Origin of the sequence: Providencia xihuensis (genome assembly GCF_041953405.1) — a bacterium.
GTDB lineage: Bacteria > Pseudomonadota > Gammaproteobacteria > Enterobacterales > Enterobacteriaceae > Providencia > Providencia vermicola.
The window spans coordinates 4277220-4294050 of record NZ_CP169565.1; the positions used below are offsets into that span (position 1 = coordinate 4277220).

General features: G+C 44.5%; 20 protein-coding genes, 5 tRNA genes and 3 rRNA genes. 1 reads left to right on the forward strand and 27 read right to left on the reverse strand.

The genetic code is table 11. The features are described from left to right. Window positions 1-9 precede the first annotated feature (9 nt). From rplE to ACE2AL_RS19600, 21 genes are all read right to left on the reverse strand, one after another. Complete coding sequence (gene rplE, locus ACE2AL_RS19500) at window positions 10-549, reverse strand: 50S ribosomal protein L5 (RefSeq protein WP_206086918.1); 540 nt, start codon at window positions 547-549, stop codon at window positions 10-12. 15 nt (window positions 550-564) lie between these two features. Further along, entirely contained in the window at window positions 565-879 is a 315-nt protein-coding gene (gene rplX / locus ACE2AL_RS19505) for a 50S ribosomal protein L24 (RefSeq protein WP_047756683.1), read from the reverse strand. A gap of 10 nt (window positions 880-889) precedes the next feature. Next, complete coding sequence (rplN, locus tag ACE2AL_RS19510) at window positions 890-1261, reverse strand: 50S ribosomal protein L14 (protein ID WP_004265449.1); 372 nt, start codon at window positions 1259-1261, stop codon at window positions 890-892. Between the two features lie 176 nt (window positions 1262-1437). Continuing rightward, window positions 1438-1692 (reverse strand): 30S ribosomal protein S17, encoded by a 255-nt coding sequence (gene rpsQ, locus ACE2AL_RS19515; RefSeq protein ID WP_042847566.1) that lies wholly within the window; start codon window positions 1690-1692, stop codon window positions 1438-1440. Further along, entirely contained in the window at window positions 1692-1883 is a 192-nt protein-coding gene (gene rpmC, locus ACE2AL_RS19520) for a 50S ribosomal protein L29 (protein WP_206086917.1), read from the reverse strand. Before rpmC ends, rpsQ begins: the two co-directional genes overlap by 1 nt. Further along, window positions 1883-2293: a 50S ribosomal protein L16 gene (gene rplP / locus ACE2AL_RS19525; RefSeq protein WP_004265436.1), complete on the reverse strand. Its 411-nt coding sequence runs from the start codon at window positions 2291-2293 to the stop codon at window positions 1883-1885. Before rplP ends, rpmC begins: the two co-directional genes overlap by 1 nt. Window positions 2294-2305: 12 nt before the next feature. Further along, window positions 2306-3007: a 30S ribosomal protein S3 gene (gene rpsC, locus ACE2AL_RS19530; protein ID WP_004907131.1), complete on the reverse strand. Its 702-nt coding sequence runs from the start codon at window positions 3005-3007 to the stop codon at window positions 2306-2308. Between the two features lie 17 nt (window positions 3008-3024). Further along, window positions 3025-3357: a 50S ribosomal protein L22 gene (gene rplV, locus ACE2AL_RS19535; protein WP_206086916.1), complete on the reverse strand. Its 333-nt coding sequence runs from the start codon at window positions 3355-3357 to the stop codon at window positions 3025-3027. Window positions 3358-3372: 15 nt separating this feature from the next. Beyond that, window positions 3373-3651, reverse strand: coding sequence for a 30S ribosomal protein S19 (gene rpsS / locus ACE2AL_RS19540; protein ID WP_004265426.1), 279 nt, complete (start codon window positions 3649-3651; stop codon window positions 3373-3375). 14 nt (window positions 3652-3665) lie between these two features. Further along, a complete protein-coding gene (rplB, locus tag ACE2AL_RS19545) occupies window positions 3666-4490 on the reverse strand; it encodes a 50S ribosomal protein L2 (RefSeq protein ID WP_206086915.1) in 825 nt (274 codons plus the stop codon). Between the two features lie 19 nt (window positions 4491-4509). Further along, window positions 4510-4812: a 50S ribosomal protein L23 gene (gene rplW / locus ACE2AL_RS19550; RefSeq protein WP_206086914.1), complete on the reverse strand. Its 303-nt coding sequence runs from the start codon at window positions 4810-4812 to the stop codon at window positions 4510-4512. Further along, entirely contained in the window at window positions 4809-5414 is a 606-nt protein-coding gene (gene rplD, locus ACE2AL_RS19555) for a 50S ribosomal protein L4 (RefSeq protein ID WP_206086913.1), read from the reverse strand. Before rplD ends, rplW begins: the two co-directional genes overlap by 4 nt. Window positions 5415-5430: 16 nt before the next feature. Beyond that, window positions 5431-6060 carry a 50S ribosomal protein L3 gene (rplC, locus tag ACE2AL_RS19560; protein WP_206086912.1) on the reverse strand — a complete coding sequence of 210 codons (630 nt, stop codon included), beginning with the start codon at window positions 6058-6060 and terminating at the stop codon, window positions 5431-5433. A 32-nt stretch (window positions 6061-6092) separates the two neighbouring features. Continuing rightward, window positions 6093-6404 carry a 30S ribosomal protein S10 gene (gene rpsJ / locus ACE2AL_RS19565; protein ID WP_001181005.1) on the reverse strand — a complete coding sequence of 104 codons (312 nt, stop codon included), beginning with the start codon at window positions 6402-6404 and terminating at the stop codon, window positions 6093-6095. Between the two features lie 346 nt (window positions 6405-6750). Beyond that, window positions 6751-7224, reverse strand: a complete 474-nt coding sequence (gene bfr / locus ACE2AL_RS19570) for a bacterioferritin (protein WP_206086911.1) — start codon at window positions 7222-7224, stop codon at window positions 6751-6753. A 126-nt stretch (window positions 7225-7350) separates the two neighbouring features. Next, window positions 7351-7551 (reverse strand): bacterioferritin-associated ferredoxin, encoded by a 201-nt coding sequence (gene bfd / locus ACE2AL_RS19575; protein ID WP_206086910.1) that lies wholly within the window; start codon window positions 7549-7551, stop codon window positions 7351-7353. Window positions 7552-7867: 316 nt separating this feature from the next. Further along, the gene (tuf, locus tag ACE2AL_RS19580) at window positions 7868-9052 is read right to left on the reverse strand and encodes an elongation factor Tu (RefSeq protein ID WP_318825957.1); all 1185 of its coding nucleotides are present in this window, start codon (window positions 9050-9052) and stop codon (window positions 7868-7870) included. A 118-nt stretch (window positions 9053-9170) separates the two neighbouring features. Then, window positions 9171-9246: transfer RNA gene (locus ACE2AL_RS19585), tRNA-Thr, on the reverse strand. A 6-nt stretch (window positions 9247-9252) separates the two neighbouring features. Beyond that, window positions 9253-9327: transfer RNA gene (locus tag ACE2AL_RS19590), tRNA-Gly, on the reverse strand. Window positions 9328-9401: 74 nt separating this feature from the next. Continuing rightward, window positions 9402-9486 (reverse strand) — tRNA-Tyr (locus ACE2AL_RS19595). Between the two features lie 15 nt (window positions 9487-9501). Continuing rightward, window positions 9502-9577, reverse strand: a tRNA-Thr gene (locus ACE2AL_RS19600). Window positions 9578-10004: 427 nt separating this feature from the next. Between ACE2AL_RS19600 and coaA the strand changes: the two genes are divergently transcribed. Then, the gene (gene coaA / locus ACE2AL_RS19605; protein WP_206086982.1) at window positions 10005-10955 is read left to right on the forward strand and encodes a type I pantothenate kinase; all 951 of its coding nucleotides are present in this window, start codon (window positions 10005-10007) and stop codon (window positions 10953-10955) included. A gap of 37 nt (window positions 10956-10992) precedes the next feature. Here coaA and birA read toward each other — a convergent pair whose 3' ends face one another. From birA to ACE2AL_RS19635, 6 genes are all read right to left on the reverse strand, one after another. After that, the gene (gene birA / locus ACE2AL_RS19610) at window positions 10993-11967 is read right to left on the reverse strand and encodes a bifunctional biotin--[acetyl-CoA-carboxylase] ligase/biotin operon repressor BirA (RefSeq protein ID WP_272574469.1); all 975 of its coding nucleotides are present in this window, start codon (window positions 11965-11967) and stop codon (window positions 10993-10995) included. After that, window positions 11964-12998: a UDP-N-acetylmuramate dehydrogenase gene (gene murB, locus ACE2AL_RS19615; RefSeq protein ID WP_375083774.1), complete on the reverse strand. Its 1035-nt coding sequence runs from the start codon at window positions 12996-12998 to the stop codon at window positions 11964-11966. Before murB ends, birA begins: the two co-directional genes overlap by 4 nt. A gap of 176 nt (window positions 12999-13174) precedes the next feature. Further along, window positions 13175-13290, reverse strand: a 5S ribosomal RNA gene (gene rrf, locus ACE2AL_RS19620). Between the two features lie 26 nt (window positions 13291-13316). Beyond that, window positions 13317-13392, reverse strand: a tRNA-Thr gene (locus ACE2AL_RS19625). A 45-nt stretch (window positions 13393-13437) separates the two neighbouring features. Continuing rightward, window positions 13438-13553 (reverse strand): 5S ribosomal RNA (gene rrf, locus ACE2AL_RS19630). A 143-nt stretch (window positions 13554-13696) separates the two neighbouring features. Beyond that, window positions 13697-16603 (reverse strand): 23S ribosomal RNA (locus ACE2AL_RS19635). Between the last annotated feature and the right edge of the window lie 228 nt (window positions 16604-16831).

Sequence of the window (16831 nt, forward strand, 5' to 3'; positions counted from 1 at the left end):
TACCCTGCCTTACTTGCGGAACGGGAAGTTGAACGCTGCTAACAGTGCGCGACCTTCGTCATCTGATTTCGCAGTAGTGGTGATAGTAATATCTAAACCACGTACACGATCCACTTTATCGTAATCGATTTCAGGGAAGATGATTTGTTCACGAACACCCATGCTGTAGTTACCGCGACCATCGAAAGACTTAGCGGACAAGCCACGGAAGTCACGAATACGTGGTACAGCAATAGAAATCAGACGCTCAAGGAACTCCCACATGCGTTCACCACGCAGGGTTACTTTACAGCCGATTGGATAGCCCTGACGGATTTTGAAGCCTGCAACAGATTTGCGTGCTTTGGTGATCAATGGTTTTTGACCAGAGATAGCTGTTAAATCAGCTGCTGCGTTATCCAGCAGTTTTTTATCAGCAATCGCTTCACCAACACCCATATTCAGGGTGATCTTCTCGACCCGAGGGACTTGCATGACAGAAGAGTAACTAAACTCAGTCATGAGTTTATTAACAACTTCGTCTTTATAGTAATCATGCAGTTTCGCCATCGTATACTCCAAAAATTACTTGATAGTTTCACTGTTAGATTTGAAGAAACGGACTTTTTTGCCGTCTTCGAATCTAAAGCCTACACGGTCTGCCTTACCAGTTGCCGCGTTAAAGATTGCAACGTTAGAAACTTGAATAGCCGTTTCTTTTTCAACGATGCCACCTGGTTGATTCAGAGCCGGAACTGGCTTCTGATGTTTTTTAACCAGATTGATACCTTCAACGATAACTTTACCAGAAGAAAGAACCTGTTTTACTTTACCGCGCTTACCTTTGTCTTTACCAGTTAGCACGATAACTTCGTCATCACGACGGATTTTCGCTGCCATAGTTCGCTCCTTAGAGTACTTCAGGTGCCAGAGAGATAATTTTCATAAACTTCTCATTACGAAGTTCACGAGTTACCGGCCCAAAAATACGCGTACCGATTACTTGCTCGCTGTTATTGTTTAATAACACACAAGCATTACCATCGAAGCGAATGACAGAACCGTCAGGGCGACGTACACCCTTCTTGGTGCGCACCACTACCGCTTTCAGGACATCACCCTTTTTAACTTTACCGCGTGGAATTGCTTCTTTAACAGTAATTTTAATGATGTCGCCTACATGTGCATAGCGACGGTGCGAGCCACCTAGAACCTTGATACACATTACGCGACGTGCACCGGAGTTGTCGGCCACGTTCAGCATAGTCTGTTCTTGGATCATTTTAGTGCTCCGCTAAATGTCAACTACTACTGAGCCACCTCATTATGAAGAGGCCGTTCAAATATACCCATACTACGAGGGCGCGGCATTATAACACCACATCAACGCGATGGACAGAAAAAAATAAACGGCTCAGTCAAAAAGAGCCGTTTATTCATCACGAAAAATCTATTCTATTACAGAACAGCTTTTTCTACAACGCGAACTAAGGCCCAAGACTTAGTCTTAGACAGTGGACGAGTTTCGCGGATTTCTACCACGTCACCAATTCCACATTCATTGTTCTCGTCATGTACGTGCAATTTAGTCGTACGACGGATGAATTTACCATACAGAGGGTGTTTCACCATACGCTCGATAGCAACAACAATAGATTTCTCCATTTTATCGCTAACTACACGACCTTGCAGAGTACGGATTTTATCGCTCATTACGCACCTGCCTTCTCAGTCAGTAAAGTCTTCACACGTGCGATATCGCGACGCACTTGTTTCAACAGATGAGACTGTTGCAGCTGACCGCTTGCAGCTTGCATACGTAAATTAAATTGTTCACGCAGCAGATTCAGCAGTTCAGCATTCAGCTCTTCAACGCTTTTTACGCGCAGCTCTTGTGCTTTCATTACATCACCGTCTTAGTTACAAAGGTGGTTTTGATAGGCAGTTTCGCTGCTGCCAGAGAGAATGCCTCACGAGCCAGCTCTTCAGGCACACCGTCCATTTCGTACAGGACTTTTCCAGGCTGGATTAAGGCAACCCAATATTCTACGTTACCTTTACCTTTACCCATACGAACTTCGAGTGGTTTCTCAGTGATTGGTTTGTCTGGGAACACACGGATCCAGATTTTACCTTGACGCTTAATAGCACGGGTCATAGCACGACGTGCCGCTTCGATCTGACGTGCAGTCAGACGACCACGGCCAACAGCTTTAAGACCGAAAGTGCCGAAGCTAACATCCGTACCTTGCGCTAGACCACGGTTGCGGCCCTTGTGCACCTTACGGAATTTTGTACGCTTTGGTTGTAACATCAGCGACTCTCCTTACTTGCGGCCTTTACGCTGCTGCTTTTTAGGTTGAGCAGCTGGTTTCTCAGCTTGTTCAACAGCAGCCATACCACCCAGAATCTCACCTTTGAAGATCCATACCTTAACGCCGAGAACACCATATGTGGTGTGCGCTTCTGAAGTGTTGTAATCGATATCAGCACGTAATGTGTGCAGTGGCACACGGCCTTCACGATACCACTCGGTACGAGCGATTTCAGCACCGCCTAAACGGCCACTGACTTCAACTTTGATACCTTTAGCGCCCAGACGCATTGCGTTCTGTACTGCACGCTTCATAGCACGACGGAACATAACACGACGTTCCAGCTGTGAAGAGATGCTGTCAGCAACTAATTTTGCGTCTAGTTCTGGTTTACGAACTTCGGCGATATTGATTTGCGCAGGAACACCAGCGATATCCGCTACTGTTTTACGCAGTTTTTCAACGTCTTCACCTTTCTTACCGATAACGATACCTGGGCGAGCAGTGTGAATAGTCACACGGATGCTTTTCGCAGGACGTTCGATAACGATGCGAGAGATTGACGCTTTTGCCAGTTCTTTATTCAAGTACTGACGTACTTTAAAATCGCTGTCTAGGTTGTCAGCGAATTCATTAGTATTCGCATACCAAGTAGAGTTCCAAGGTTTGACAATACCCAGGCGAATACCATTAGGATGTACTTTCTGACCCATTGCTAGTCTCCAGAGTCTCAGCGATCGGACACAACCACAGTAATGTGGCTGGTGCGCTTAAGAATACGATCTGCACGGCCTTTCGCACGCGGCATGATGCGTTTCATAGTTGGACCATCGTCTACGAAAATTTTCGCAACTTTCAGGTCATCAATGTCAGCGCCATCGTTTTGCTCTGCGTTAGCAATTGCAGATTCAAGTACTTTCTTCACTAAACCAGCAGCTTTCTTGTTGGTGTAGGTCAGAATTTCCAGAGCTTGCGACACTTTCTTACCGCGAATCAGGTCGGCGACTAAGCGAACCTTCTGGGCAGAAGAACGAGCGTGGCGATGTATAGCTAAAGTTTCCATCTCTTCCTCCTATCCTTAACGTTTCTTAGCTTTCTTATCTGCCGCATGGCCGCGATAAGTGCGAGTCGGTGCGAATTCACCCAGTTTGTGACCAACCATTTCGTCGGTTACGAAAACTGGAACATGCTGACGACCATTATGGACAGCGATGGTCAATCCGATCATATTAGGAAAGATCGTTGAACGACGGGACCAAGTCTTGAGAGGCTTCTTGTCTCCGCTTTCCACCGCTTTCTCTACCTTCTTCAGCAAGTGCAGGTCAATGAAAGGACCTTTCTTGAGAGAACGTGGCATGGCTTATCCTCTAATTATTTTTTAGAACGATGACGTACGATGAATTGATCAGTACGCTTGTTGCTACGAGTTTTCTTACCTTTGGTCTGAACGCCCCATGGTGTTACTGGGTGTTTACCAAAGTTACGGCCTTCACCACCACCATGTGGATGGTCTACTGGGTTCATCGCAGTACCGCGAACGGTAGGACGAATACCACGCCAGCGGCTAGCACCAGCTTTACCGAGAACACGTAACATATGTTCAGCGTTACCAACTTCACCTAAGGTTGCACGGCAATCTGCTAATACTTTACGCATTTCACCAGAACGCAGACGTAATGTTACATAAGCACCATCACGAGCAACGATTTGAGCGTAAGTACCTGCTGAACGCGCTAACTGACCACCTTTACCTGGTTTCAGTTCAATGTTGTGAACTGTAGAACCAACAGGGATGTTGCGCATTGGCATTGCATTACCAGCTTTGATTGCTGAATCAACACCAGATTGAATCTGGTCGCCAGCTTTCAGGCCTTTTGGTGCAAGAATATAACGACGTTCACCGTCTTTATATAGAACCAGTGCGATGTTCGCAGAACGATTTGGATCATATTCCAAACGCTCAACAACAGCAGGGATACCATCTTTGTTGCGTTTAAAGTCAACTAAACGATAATGCTGCTTATGGCCACCACCGATGTGACGGGTAGTGATACGGCCATTGTTGTTACGACCACCGGATTTGCTGTTTTTTTCTAACAGCGGAGCATAAGGTTTACCCTTATGCAGCTCAGGGTTAACCACTTTAACTACGTGGCGACGGCCCGGAGACGTAGGTTTACATTTAACAACTGCCATTGTTCTTTACTCCTCCGACTTACTCTGCGCCGCTAATGAAGTCCAGATTCTGGCCTTCTTTCAGCGTAACGTAAGCTTTTTTCCAGTCGCTACGACGACCAGTACGCTGACCGTGGCGTTTAGTTTTGCCTTTAACCAGCAAAGTGTTAACACCTTCAACTTCAACTTCAAACAGTTTCTGTACAGCAGCTTTGATTTCTGCTTTAGTTGCATCTTTTGCAACTTTGAGAACGATGGTATTGCTTTTTTCCATCGCTGTAGAAGCTTTTTCAGATACATGCGGCGCGCGCAGTACTTTCAGCAGACGTTCTTCACGGATCATGCCAGCATCTCCTCAACTTGCTTCACAGCATCAGCAGTCATAACCACTTTGTCGAAAGCAATCAGGCTAACTGGGTCGATACCTGCTACATCACGAACGTCAACCTTGTACAGGTTACGTGCTGCTAAGAACAGATTTTCATCTAATTCAGCAGTGATGATCAGAACATCTTGCAGAGCCATATCTTTCAATTTCTGTGCCAGCAACTTAGTTTTAGGTGCTTCAACAGAGAACTGTTCGACAACGATCAGACGATCTTGACGTACCAACTCAGAGAGGATGCTTTTTAAAGCACCACGGTACATCTTTTTATTAACTTTTTGACTGTGGTCCTGTGGTTTAGCTGCGAAGCTAACACCACCAGAGCGCCAGATTGGGCTCTTGATTGAACCAGAACGTGCACGGCCTGTGCCTTTTTGACGCCATGGTTTTTTACCTGAACCAGAAACTTCAGCACGAGTTTTCTGAGCACGAGTACCTTGACGAGCACCAGCTGCATACGCAACAACTACTTGGTGAACAAGCGCTTCATTGAAATCACGCCCGAAGGTAGTTTCGGAAACAGTCAGCGCGCTTTGCGCGTCTTTCATTACCAATTCCATTCCTATCTCCTTGACGTTAAGCCTTGACAGCCGGTTTTACGATCAGGTTGCTACCAGTTGCTCCTGGAACAGCACCTTTGACCAGCAGCAGGTTGCGCTCAGCGTCAACACGTACTACATCTAAGCTTTGAACAGTTACACGTTCATTACCCAGTTGGCCTGCCATTTTCTTGCCTTTGAACACTTTGCCCGGAGTCTGGTTCTGACCGATAGAACCCGGAACACGGTGTGACAAGGAGTTACCGTGAGTAGCATCTTGAGTACGGAAATTCCAGCGTTTAACTGTGCCAGCAAAACCTTTACCTTTAGATGTACCAGTAACGTCGACTTTTTTAACGTCAGCGAAAATTTCAACGCTAATGCTTTGACCTGCAGTAAATTCAGCACCTTCTTCAGTACGGAATTCGCGCAGAATACGGCCAGCTTCAACGCCAGCTTTAGCGAAATGACCTGCTTCAGGTTTAGTTACACGGTTAGCTTTTTTGCTACCAGTAGTAACCTGAATTGCATTGTAACCGTCAGTTTCTGCAGTTTTAACCTGAGTAACGCGGTTATTTTCAATTTCGATAACAGTTACAGGGATAGAAACACCATCTTCAGTGAAGATACGTGTCATTCCCACTTTCTTACCGACTAAACCAATCATTGTTTCAACCTCTCAATCGTTCGACGACCTGATTAACCCAGGCTGATCTGCACGTCAACGCCGGCAGCCAGGTCCAGACGCATCAGAGCATCAACGGTCTTCTCGGTTGGCTCAACGATGTCAACCAGACGTTTGTGAGTGCGAATTTCGTACTGATCACGCGCATCTTTATTAACGTGCGGAGAAATCAGAACGGTAAAACGCTCTTTACGTGTCGGCAGCGGGATAGGACCACGTACCTGCGCACCAGTGCGCTTAGCAGTCTCTACGATTTCCGCAGTTGATTGATCGATTAAACGATGATCAAAAGCTTTAAGGCGGATACGGATTCTTTGGTTCTGCATGAGACCAGAGCTCCAACTATTTTATAAACGTAAATGATTACTCCTCGCACCCATTTCGATTGATGGGGGAGTGTAATCGTCTTAGTGTAACCCCCATATCGGGAGTATTGTCTAAATGAGCAACAAATCGTTGGCTCAATACTGATATTTCAGTCCTAATAAATTAGGGCTTACTCATCAGTAAGCCCGCGCATTATACGTAAATTATTGCGAAACGCAAGCAATCGGGGAAAATATGTGCGAATTTTCTCATGGTCATAACAAAAAAACGCCCAACTCTGATGGATTCAGAAGTTAGGCGCCTATCAAAATCAAAAATCTCACAGAAGATTGAAATCTAAAGTCACTACTCTTCGATCACTTGAGCTTGTAGATAATTTTGAATACCTAAGCGAACAATTAAATCTAACTGTGTTTCTATCCAATCAATATGATTTTCTTCATCCGCTAAAATTTCAATCATCAGATCTCGGCTGACATAATCATGGATAGAATCTGCGTACTTAATTGCCTCTTTTAAGTTTTTTGCGCCATCAAGTTCAAGCTGTAAATCTGACTTAAGCATTTCTTCCACATCCTCACCGATGTTTAACTTACCTAAGTCTTGTAAATTAGGAATACCTTCAAGGAAAAGAATACGCTCTATGTATTTATCGGCATGTTTCATTTCATCGATTGATTCATGATATTCCATCTCATTGAGACGTGTCAGCCCCCAATTTTTAAACATACGTGCATGTAAAAAATATTGGTTAATTGCGACTAGCTCATTGCCCAACAATTTATTAAGGTGGGCTATCATTTTTTTATCGCCTTTCATTTGTACCCTCCATCGCTTCCAGTCTTTTAAGTGTAGTACTGAAATTGATTAGCAGAGTAATTTTTACACAAGCATTTATGTAAAAGGCAATAAAACTAATTGGAAGATAATTTGAAGGGTAAGCGATTATGCAACTTCAATAGCACAAATCTCTTCTAGCTGGATAAGCTCTTGTTGTAAAATCTCTCTTGTTTGCCGAATACACTTTCCACATTCACGACCGACAGGCAATACTTGTCGCAACCCTTTTAATGAGCTGACTTGGTATTTCCTTACCGCATTTCTGATTTGCTTATCTGTAATGGCTTCACAAAGACAAACGTACATATTTTTTAGCCTGTATAAATTATATACGTATATTTTAAATAAAAATGATTCGCATTTCAATTACCATTACAGATTATTTACACAGGCTTCTACATCTATATTTAATTTAAAAATAGTTCTCATTTCGACTCATATTTATTTACCGACACATAAGTTGCAATTCTGCAATAAGCATAACGAATTAATATCTAATAACTAATTTTTCTAAGAGAAATAATTTCTATGGAGAAGTTAAAACATTGGAGAAGGGATACGCGCAGATATAAAAAAGGCACCAATTAAGGTGCCCTTTTCTAACATTTTGTGATGCTATGTATTATGCAATGATTTTTGCAACAACACCCGCACCTACAGTACGGCCACCTTCACGGATTGCGAAACGTAAACCGTCGTCCATCGCGATTGGGTGGATCAGGGTAACGATCATGTTGATGTTATCACCTGGCATTACCATCTCTACGCCTTCTGGCAGTTCGATAGTACCTGTTACGTCAGTTGTACGGAAGTAGAACTGTGGACGGTAACCTTTGAAGAATGGAGTGTGACGACCACCTTCATCTTTGCTCAGAATATAAACTTCTGATTCAAATTTAGTGTGTGGCTTGATTGAACCTGGTTTAGCAAGTACTTGACCACGTTCGATTTCTTCACGCTTAGTACCACGCAGCAGAACACCAACGTTCTCACCCGCACGGCCTTCGTCAAGAAGTTTACGGAACATTTCAACACCAGTACAAGTTGTTTTCGCAGTCTCTTTGATACCAACGATTTCAACTTCTTCACCAACTTTGATGATACCACGCTCAACACGGCCTGTTACTACTGTACCACGACCTGAGATTGAGAATACGTCTTCAATTGGCAGCAGGAATGGACGGTCAATTGCACGCTCTGGTTCTGGGATGTAAGAATCCAGGTAACCTGCTAATTCAACAATTTTCGCTTCCCACTCAGCTTCGCCTTCCAGCGCTTTCAGTGCTGAACCGCGAACAACTGGAGTGTCGTCGCCTGGGAAATCGTACTGAGACAGAAGTTCACGAACTTCCATTTCAACTAATTCTAACAGTTCTTCGTCATCAACCATGTCACATTTGTTCAGGAACACGATGATGTAAGGAACGCCAACCTGACGACCTAACAGGATGTGCTCACGAGTTTGTGGCATTGGGCCATCAGTCGCAGCAACAACCAGGATTGCACCGTCCATCTGTGCAGCACCTGTGATCATGTTTTTAACATAGTCGGCGTGTCCTGGGCAGTCTACGTGTGCGTAGTGGCGAGTTGGAGTATCGTACTCTACGTGAGAAGTAGAGATGGTGATACCACGCGCTTTTTCTTCTGGTGCGTTATCGATTTGGTCGAATGCACGAGCAGAACCGCCGTAAGTTTTTGCCAGAACAGTAGTGATAGCTGCTGTCAGAGTAGTTTTACCGTGGTCAACGTGGCCGATAGTACCAACGTTAACGTGCGGTTTTGAACGTTCAAATTTTTCTTTAGACATTAGATTGTCCCTCTAAGACACGGAATCGGTGGTTAAACCACATCAACCAAGCAAGAAATTATTTCGCTTGTTTTTTTCAGGAGACAAATCAGGGAGATAATTGAGAACATAAGGGAAGTGGTGCTGATAGGCAGATTCGAACTGCCGACCTCACCCTTACCAAGGGTGTGCTCTACCAACTGAGCCATATCAGCACATCTTGGAGCGGGCAGCGGGAATCGAACCCGCATCATCAGCTTGGAAGGCTGAGGTAATAGCCATTATACGATGCCCGCAATGAACTCGGCTACCTGAGTTATCAGCTGTTAAACTGTTCCTTGAAGTTTCTATAAAGAAATCTTCTTGGAGATGGTGGTGGGAGAAGGATTCGAACCTTCGAAGTCTGTGACGGCAGATTTACAGTCTGCTCCCTTTGGCCGCTTGGGTATCCCACCTATCCAAATTTTTAATGGTGCCGGCACCAAGAGTCGAACTCGGGACCTACTGATTACAAGTCAGTTGCTCTACCAACTGAGCTATGCCGGCATCAAGTGCTGCGCATTCTAGGAAGAGTGAGCGCATGTTGCAACAAAAAAATTTAATTTTTTGTTCGTTTGCTTACATTTTGTTCGCTTTTTGTGATTTTGTTGATTTTTTAACTATTTTGAGATTAAAACATCAACAGTAGCTGTTAACTATAATCCATTATTATTTAGTCCGTAAAGCCCGATAATCGAATCAAAACATTTCAAATGTTATTATTTAGTCCCCATCACATTTTTAGGGCTCTGATTAATCGGTTATTTTCCAAGCGATCACACCTATTTTTTTTGTGTAATTCAAAAAAAATTCACAAATATTATAAAAAAACCTACGCCTCCCCCCCATCACTCGCTATGATGCTAGCAAATTTTTTGGATACGGGTGTTTAGGCAACCTGTCCAACCTGCATAAAATAGGCAGATGTTGGTTTATGAAAAAGAACGAAAATTTTATTACTACGCCATATTTAGAATTTGATAGAGAACATTGGGCAACACTCCGTGATTCCGTCCCTTTGACATTAACATCCAGTGAGCTTCTCGAGTTAAAAGGGATTAACGAAGAGCTTTCAATGGAAGATGTTATTGAAATTTATCTACCTTTATCGCGCTTATTGAATTTTTATATTAGTTCTAACTTACGTCGTCAGGCTGTCCTAGAGCAGTTTTTAGGAACTAGTGAAGCAAAAGTGCCTTATATCATCGGTATCGCTGGTAGCGTTGCTGTAGGTAAAAGTACAACAGCACGTTTATTACAAGCACTATTAACCCGTTGGCCTGAGCACCGTAAAGTTGATTTAATTACGACTGATGGCTTTCTTCATCCGAACCAAGTATTAAAAGATCGGAATATTATGAAGAAAAAAGGTTTTCCACAGTCTTATGACATGCGAAAACTGGTTAACTTTGTTTCTCAAATTAAATCAGGCGCGCGAAATGTCCGTGCCCCGGTCTATTCCCATCTAACCTACGACATTGTGCCTGACCAAGAACAAGTTATTGATCAGCCTGATATTTTAATTTTGGAAGGGCTCAATGTGTTACAAAGTGATATGGACTACCCACAAGATCCACACCATGTATTTGTCTCTGACTTTGTTGATTTCTCAATTTATGTTGATGCAGCTCCTGCTTTATTAAAACAATGGTACATCGGTCGTTTTCTTAAGTTTAGGCAAGGCGCATTCTCCGACCCAGATTCATACTTTCATAGTTATTCTAAATTGAGTGAAGAGGAAGCTGTAAATATTGCAGGTTCTATTTGGGATGAAATTAATGGGCTAAATCTCGAAGAGAATATTTTACCTACCAAAGAGCGTGCAAGCTTAATAATGACAAAAGGTGAAAACCATTCAATTCAAAATGTCAGACTAAGGAAATAAAATCTATATTGGCCGAAATTTTTCGGCCAATTATATATTACTCGTTTGGCCGTAATGATATTTCGCCGCCAATATAAGGAATTATGTCGCCATTATCTTTTTGTAGTAACAATGCACCTTGCTCATTAATTCCACGCTCAACGCCAGAAATAATATCATTACCGATCAGTAACTTAACTTTTCTATTTAAAAAATTATCAAGTTTAAACCATCTATCCAAAAACGGTTTTAATCCTTCTTTTTCAAATAAAATTAATGAATCTTTTAATGCTTGAATAATATTAGCCGATAATTCATTTCGTTCTATATCTTCAACTTCATCTCTCAAAGATGCCCACTCTTGCGTTATTGCAGTTGTATTTTCAATATTGGTTTTATTCATTCCAATATTAATGCCAATACCAATAATAATATGAGCAGCGTCACCTGTTTTACCCGTTAATTCAACTAAAATACCTGCAAGCTTTTTATCATTCATATACAGATCATTTGGCCACTTTACCTTTACTTTTTCTTTACTTATTTTGTTTAAAGTTTCCGCAATCACTATTCCAACAACAAGGCTCAAACCAACCGCAGCCGCAGGGCCTTGATCTAACTTCCAATACATAGATAAATACAAGTTACAGCCAAAGGGAGAAATCCATTGACGACCTCTTCGGCCTCGACCTGCACTCTGGTACTCCGCAAGGCAAGTATCTCCCGATGTTAAACTTGGAATGCGTTCAAGCATATACTGATTCGTAGAATCAATAACAGGTTCCACAATGATATTGACGCCATTAACGTATTGTTTGATCCTGTCTTTATTCAGTAAATTTATTTGGTAAGGCAGCTTATACCCTTTACTCGTCACCGTTTCGATGTTCAAACCCCATGAGCGTAATGTTTTAATATGTTTATTAATCGCAGCTCGGCTCATGCCAAGTTTGTCGCCGAGTTGCTCGCCCGAGTGTATTTGAGCATCCGATAAAATATCTATCAGCTGTAAAGGAATTGATGTCTCTTTCATTGAATATAATCCATTGCGTTAACCTCACCTTGACGACCAATAAACCGAACTTCAGGTTCTAAAATAATATCAAAACGCTTTGCAACGCTTTGGCTAACGTATTTCGCTAGGTTAACAACATCCCCCCCTGTCGCTTCATGTTTATTAATTAAAACAAGCGCCTGCTGAGTGTGAACTGCCGCTCCCCCTATTTCATGCCCTTTCAAACCACACTGGTCAATAAGCCAACCAGCCGCTAATTTCACGCTACCATCGGCTTGGATATATTGAGGACAATTTGGATTTTCTTGCTTAATTTTTGCTGCTTTTTCAGCTGAAATCACAGGATTTTTAAAGAAGCTACCAGCATTACCAGTAACTGCAGGATCAGGCAATTTACTTCTTCGAGTCTGGCACACTGCATCAAAAACTTGCTTAGGTGTTACTGTTTCGGGATTAAACTGTGTTAAGTCACCATAGGTAAGTTTAGGCTGCCATTTTTTTGCGAATTTCAGCCCAACGCTAACAATCACATAGCCCTGTTGGTACTCATGTTTAAAAATGCTATCACGGTAACCAAATTGGCACTCACTCGCTGCAATACGCGTTTCTTGATTTGTTTCAAGTGACAGAATATCCACATAATCACAAATATCTTTCAGTTCAACACCATAAGCACCGATGTTTTGAATTGGTGCGGACCCCGCACATCCAGGGATTAAAGCAAGATTCTCCGCACCATAGATACCTTTTTGTAGTAATTTTTCCAGTAATAGATGCCAATTTTCACCTGCCTGAACATGCACATACCAATAATCATCAGACTCTGTAATTTCAATACCTTTTAGCTGATTAATGATAACGACACCGCCAAAGTCCTCTACAAATAAAATATTACTCCCCCCACCAAGCAGCAATACTGGTAAATTATCATTTTTCGCTTTCAGCCATTGTTGATGGAGTGATTGTTTATTCTCTACTATAAAAACTGATAATGCTTTTGCATCAATACCAAAGCTGTTGAATGGTTTGAGTTCAGAAGTTGGATTCATTACTACCTTCAGGAAAAATATAACAATAATGAAGTAAGTCTATCAGCCAGACTTAATCGTGGGTAGCAAGAATAATAAAATAAGATAATTTCGGGATCATTATGGAATGATTTACTTACTTTTCATAAGCGTCAGAAAGCAAAAAGCCACCCATTGGGTGGCTTCTTATATTTAAAACCTAGCAGTTCCCTACTCTCACATGGGGAGACCCCACACTACCATCGGCGCTACGGCGTTTCACTACTGAGTTCGGCATGGGGTCAGGTGGGACCACCGCGCTATTGCCGCTAGGTAAATTCTTTTTAAATGCCGATTATATGGTGCTGATACCCAGATTCGAACTGGGGACCTCACCCTTACCAAGGGTGTGCTCTACCAACTGAGCCATATCAGCAATATGGTGCGGTCAGTTAGTACTGACACAACCTTTAAATTTAATGTCTGGCAGTTCCCTACTCTCACATGGGGAGACCCCACACTACCATCGGCGCTACGGCGTTTCACTGCTGAGTTCGGCATGGGGTCAGGTGGGACCACCGCGCTATTGCCGCCAGACAAATTCGGTTTCGTTCACGTTCAGCGCATTTCTTCGCTAAACCAGAACATCAATCTTGAACAAGCTGCTGTGTCCTTCACCTTTCGGCTTCTCACGCACATTCGAAAACTATCTCGTCTCTCTAAAACACCTTCGGTGTTGTCAGGTTAAGCCTCACGGTTCATTAGTATTGGTTAGCTCAACGTATCGCTACGCTTACACACCCAACCTATCAACGTCTTAGTCTTAAACGTTCCTTTAGGACCCTTAAAGGGTCAGGGAAGACTCATCTCAAGGCAAGTTTCCCGCTTAGATGCTTTCAGCGGTTATCTTTTCCGCACTTAGCTACCGGGCAATGCCATTGGCATGACAACCCGAACACCAGTGGTGCGTCCACTCCGGTCCTCTCGTACTAGGAGCAGCCCCTTTCAATCTTCCAACGCCCACGGCAGATAGGGACCGAACTGTCTCACGACGTTCTAAACCCAGCTCGCGTACCACTTTAAACGGCGAACAGCCGTACCCTTGGGACCTACTTCAGCCCCAGGATGTGATGAGCCGACATCGAGGTGCCAAACACCGCCGTCGATATGAACTCTTGGGCGGTATCAGCCTGTTATCCCCGGAGTACCTTTTATCCGTTGAGCGATGGCCCTTCCATTCAGAACCACCGGATCACTAAGACCTACTTTCGTACCTGCTCGAGCCGTCACTCTCGCAGTCAAGCTGGCTTATGCCTTTGCACTAACCGCATGATGTCCGACCATGCTTAGCCAACCTTCGTGCTCCTCCGTTACTCTTTGGGAGGAGACCGCCCCAGTCAAACTACCCACCAGACACTGTCCGCACCCCGGATAACGGGGCAACGTTAGAACATCAAACATTAAAGGGTGGTATTTCAAGGTTGGCTCCACGCAGACTGGCGTCCACGCTTCAAAGCCTCCCACCTATCCTACACATCAAGGCTCAATGTTCAGTGTCAAGCTATAGTAAAGGTTCACGGGGTCTTTCCGTCTTGCCGCGGGTACACTGCATCTTCACAGCGAGTTCAATTTCACTGAGTCTCGGGTGGAGACAGCCTGGCCATCATTACGCCATTCGTGCAGGTCGGAACTTACCCGACAAGGAATTTCGCTACCTTAGGACCGTTATAGTTACGGCCGCCGTTTACTGGGGCTTCGATCAAGAGCTTCTCCTTACGGATAACCCCATCAATTAACCTTCCAGCACCGGGCAGGCGTCACACCGTATACGTCCACTTTCGTGTTTGCACAGTGCTGTGTTTTTAATAAACAGTTGCAGCCAGCTGGTATCTGCGACTGGCTTCAGCTCCATGGGTAAACCACTTCACCTAATGCCAGCGTGCCTTCTCCCGAAGTTACGGCACCATTTTGCCTAGTTCCTTCACCCGAGTTCTCTCAAGCGCCTGAGTATTCTCTACCTGACCACCTGTGTCGGTTTGGGGTACGATTAATGATAATCTAGAGCTTAGAGGCTTTTCCTGGAAGCGGGGTATGAGCTACTTCGCCACCGTAGTGACTCGTCATCAGACCTCAGCATATAGTGAACCGGATTTGCCTAATTCACCTGCCTACATCCTTAAACCGGGACAACCGTCGCCCGGCCAGCCTAACCTTCTCCGTCCCCCCATCGCAATTATCACCAGTACGGGAATATTAACCCGTTTCCCATCGACTACGCATTTCTGCCTCGCCTTAGGGGTCGACTCACCCTGCCCCGATTAACGTTGGACAGGAACCCTTGGTCTTCCGGCGTGCGGGTTTTTCACCCGCATTATCGTTACTTATGTCAGCATTCGCACTTCTGATACCTCCAGCATACCTCACAGTACACCTTCACAGGCTTACAGAACGCTCCCCTACCCAACAACATCTAAATGTCGCTGCCGCAGCTTCGGTGCATAGTTTAGCCCCGTTACATCTTCCGCGCAGGCCGACTCGACCAGTGAGCTATTACGCTTTCTTTAAATGATGGCTGCTTCTAAGCCAACATCCTGGCTGTCTGAGCCTTCCCACTTCGTTTCCCACTTAACTATGACTTTGGGACCTTAGCTGGCGGTCTGGGTTGTTTCCCTCTTCACGACGAACGTTAGCACCCGCCGTGTGTCTCCCGTGATAACATTCTTCGGTATTCGTAGTTTGCATCGAGTTGGTAAGTCGGGATGACCCCCTAGTCGAAACAGTGCTCTACCCCCGAAGATGAGTTCACGAGGCGCTACCTAAATAGCTTTCGGGGAGAACCAGCTATCTCCCGGTTTGATTGGCCTTTCACCCCCAGCCACAAGTCATCCGCTAATTTTTCAACATTAGTCGGTTCGGTCCTCCAGTTAGTGTTACCCAACCTTCAACCTGCCCATGGCTAGATCACCGGGTTTCGGGTCTATACCCTGCAACTCATTCGCCCAGTTAAGACTCGGTTTCCCTACGGCTCCCCTATACGGTTAACCTTGCTACAGAATATAAGTCGCTGACCCATTATACAAAAGGTACGCAGTCACACCCTAAAGGGTGCTCCCACTGCTTGTACGTACACGGTTTCAGGTTCTATTTCACTCCCCTCGCCGGGGTTCTTTTCGCCTTTCCCTCACGGTACTGGTTCACTATCGGTCAATCAGGAGTATTTAGCCTTGGAGGATGGTCCCCCCATATTCAGACAGGATAACACGTGTCCCGCCCTACTCGTCGAGTTCACAACACTAACACCTTCGGATACGGGGCTATCACCCTTTACTGCCAGCCTTTCCAGACTGTTCTCCTGATGCTAATGCTGATTAAGACTCTGGGCTGCTCCCCGTTCGCTCGCCGCTACTAGGGGAATCTCGGTTGATTTCTTTTCCTCGAGGTACTGAGATGTTTCAGTTCCCTCGGTTCGCCTCGTTTGACTATGTATTCATCAAACGATAGTGCAACGAATTGCACTGGGTTTCCCCATTCGGACATCGTCGGTTATAACGGTTCATATCACCTTACCGACGCTTTTCGCAGATTAGCACGTCCTTCATCGCCTCTGATTGCCTAGGCATCCACCGTGTACGCTTAGTCGCTTAACCTCACAACCCGAAGGTGTCTTTTTATCAAACGACACGTAACGTCATGGCTGTGCGTGGTGAACTTCTTCGTTGGGTAGTGCTCGCCATGCTCACGTACTATTGTACGCTGCGCTTGCTGTGCGCTAGCCGCCTTGAATTTCACACTGCTCGCTCATACCACTCGCTTGTGTGTTTGAAAAACACTTCAAGTTGAGATTTTTGAGAGACTCTCACATTGTTTAAGCGATA